At 61.1% G+C, this 1,378-nt stretch carries 1 protein-coding gene; it reads right to left on the bottom strand.

The genetic code is table 11. The annotated features are described in order from the left end of the window. Positions 1-171: 171 nt before the first annotated feature. Positions 172-1,378, bottom strand: a 1,207-nt coding sequence (locus tag WM40_RS26995; RefSeq protein WP_046154632.1) for a helix-hairpin-helix domain-containing protein, incomplete at its 5' end; no start/stop codon positions are given.

The following is a 1,378-nucleotide window of genomic DNA, read 5'->3' as shown; positions in this document are numbered from 1 at the left end:
GCTTGCCGCGACCGGACCACGTCCGGCCAGTCTCTGGATCTCGATATATCGGCTGGACTTTCACATGTTTGGGTTCGGACTTTTGCGTTTTCGGGAAGCCCAGTTCAGCCATCGTGAAACGGTACAGCGCGATCGTTAGTCAACGCATTGTAAAAAACTGCCTACCGCCGTTTAGCAAAAGTCACGACTCGTCGTTGTGAGCTCGCCGAGCAGGGCGGTCATATCAAAAAGCCGCCTGGCGACCAAGTGCTTGACCTTGCCGTCAGTTTGCCAGACGCCATGCACGCCGAGCAGCGTCGCGCCAAGCGCTTCCTTACGGTATCGCTCCAGGAGCGATGGCCAAACTATGACATTTACCGACCCGCTTTCGTCCTCAAGGGTCATGAACAGCACACCCTTGGCCGTGCCAGGGCGCTGCCGCACGGTGACGATGCCGCAACCGCGTGTGACGCGTCCGTTTTTATAAGTGGCCAGCGTCTGGGCATTCATCAGTCCGAGTTTGTCGAGGTGTGTGCGTAAGAGCGCGACGGGGTGGCGCCCAAGGGTAAGGCCCGTGCTTTGGTAGTCCGCGACGATCGATTCGGCTTCTCGTGGCGCGGCCAGGCTCGGCGTGTCATCGTCCTGGCCCGCGTCACGAAGCAGCGATTTTTCCGGTACCGATGCGATCGCTTGCCACAGGGCTTCGCGCCGGTGCCCAGCGATTGACCGCAGGGCGTCGGCCGTAGCCAGGATCTGTAAGTCGCGGCGGTTGAGATCGGCGCGCCGCCCGAGGTCTGCGACATCCTTGAAGGGCCGCATTGCGCGCGAGGCCTCGATACGCCAGCCGGCCTCTTGTCGTAGACCAGTAATTCGGGATAGGCCGAGGCGCACGGCCGGGCGTGCCATATCGCCTTCCAAGGTGCTATCCCAGTCGCTCGCGGTGATATCCACCGGCAAGACGGTGACGCCATGGCGTCTTGCGTCCTGAACCAACTGAGAGGGTGAATAAAAGCCCATTGGCTGACTGTTGAGCATGGCGCAGAGGAAGGCGGCAGGATAGTGGCACTTCAGCCAGCTACTCGCGTAGACGAGCAGGGCGAAGCTTGCCGCATGGCTTTCCGGAAAGCCATACTCGCCAAACCCCTCGATTTGTGCAAACAAGGCATCCGCGAATGCCTTTTGGTATCCGCGCTCAAGCATTCCGTTGACGATGCTGTCGTAATAGTGGCCAAGTCCGCCCTTGCGCTTCCATGCTGCCATCGCGCGGCGCAGCTGGTCGGCCTCGCCGGCGCTGAAGCCGGCGGCCACCATGGCGATTTGCATCACCTGTTCCTGGAAGATCGGCACACCCAGGGTGCGCTCAAGCGCGCCTCGCACCTCGTCGCTCGGATAGGAGATT

Origin of the sequence: Robbsia andropogonis, from assembly GCF_000970345.1 — a bacterium.
In the GTDB taxonomy this organism is placed as follows: domain Bacteria; phylum Pseudomonadota; class Gammaproteobacteria; order Burkholderiales; family Burkholderiaceae; genus Robbsia; species Robbsia andropogonis.
This window is presented reverse-complemented; position numbering and strand designations above follow the sequence as displayed.